At 34.4% G+C, this 1455-nt stretch carries 2 protein-coding genes; both read left to right on the top strand.

Annotated elements, in window-relative coordinates:
• The coding region (gene tssC, locus T368_RS0111500) for a type VI secretion system contractile sheath large subunit (protein WP_027338509.1) at positions 1–1053 on the top strand (1053 nt) is incomplete at its 5' end.
• 2 nt (positions 1054–1055) lie between these two features.
• Positions 1056–1424 carry a hypothetical protein gene (locus T368_RS0111495; protein WP_027338508.1) on the top strand — a complete coding sequence of 123 codons (369 nt, stop codon included), beginning with the start codon at positions 1056–1058 and terminating at the stop codon, positions 1422–1424.
• The last annotated feature ends 31 nt before the right edge of the window (positions 1425–1455 follow it).

Genomic DNA, 1455 nt, shown 5'->3' with positions numbered 1-1455 from the left:
ATTTATTCTGCCGAATATGGACAATTTGGAGGAGAACCCATAGGAGCAATAATCGGTGATTATGCGCTAAATGCATCAAGTCCCGATATGAATTTTTTATTCAAAATGTCATCAATTGCTGCTATGAGTCATTCTCCATTTTTAACATCTGTAGATGCAAGCTTTTTTGGGCTTGATAATTATGCAGAACTTCCAACAATACAAGATCTAAAAAGTTTATTAGAAGGTCCACAATATACAAAGTGGCGCACTTTTAGAGAGAACGAGGATTCTAAATATGCTGGACTTATGGTGACAAGATTCTTAACTCGTTCTCCATATGATCCGCAAGAAAATCCCATAAAAAGTTTTAACTATAAAGAAAATGTGCATAATTCACACAATCATCTCTTATGGGGCAATACTGCTTATGCTTTTGCAACAAGATTGACTGATAGTTTTGCACAATATCGATGGTGTGGCAATATTATAGGTCCTAGAGCTGGTGGCACCGTCACAGATTTGCCGGTATATCTTTATGAAAACTTCGGTACATTAGAATCTAAGATACCAACTGAAGTGTTAATTACAGATAGACGTGAGTATGAACTTTCAGAATCTGGTTTTATAGCTTTTACATTGCGAAGGGATAGTAACAATGCAGTCTTTTTCTCAGCGAATGCAGTATTGAAACCAAAAATTTTTCCAAATACTCCTGAAGGCAAAGAAGCAGAAACAAATTATAGGCTTGGAACACAATTGCCATATATTTTTTTGGTTTCTCGTCTTGCGCACTATATCAAGGTTTTACAAAGAGAGGAAATTGGGAGCTGGAAAGAACGTAGCGATGTTGAAAATGGCTTGAATGAATGGATTAGACAATATGTTTCAGATCAAGAAAATCCTCCAGCAGAAGTGCGGAGCAGAAGACCTTTTAGAGGGGCTAGAATTACAGTAAGCGATATAGAAGGTGAAACTGGATGGTATAAAATAGATTTGAATGTGCGTCCGCACTTTAAGTTTATGGGGGCTAATTTTGAACTCTCGTTGGTAGGAAAGCTTGATAAAGAATAACTATGTCTTTTGTTGATAGGGTTATTCATGTGCTTGATGAATATGTAGATTCTGAGTATATTGAGAGTCCCATTCAAGCAATCAGAGAGTACATTGAAACCCTCATAAACACAAAAGAGGATACACAGGAATTATTATCTTATAATGATTTGGATTTAAACATCAAAAATCTAGCCATCGTAATGTCAGAAAGAATTTATGATATAGTTTCTACGTACGAATATAGAGCAAAGATTGTAAGCATTGAATATGATGAGACATTAGCGCCGTGGCAACTCAAATTTTTCTTAACATTACAATATAATAAAGATTTAACAAATTTTAATATACAAATTATTTTTAATAGCAACCGTTATTATGAAGTTTTATAATAAGCTAAATAAGATAGAAGGGTATAAGGTT

The sequence above is a fragment of the Helicobacter bilis ATCC 51630 genome (genome assembly GCF_000686565.1).
In the GTDB taxonomy this organism is placed as follows: Bacteria; Campylobacterota; Campylobacteria; order Campylobacterales; family Helicobacteraceae; genus Helicobacter_A; species Helicobacter_A bilis.
This window is presented reverse-complemented; position numbering and strand designations above follow the sequence as displayed.

Excerpts from the sequence above, each read along its gene's own strand:
- T368_RS0111495 (WP_027338508.1), top strand. The coding sequence starts at position 1,056 with ATGTCTTTTGTTGATAGGGTTATTCATGTGCTTGATGAATATGTAGAT.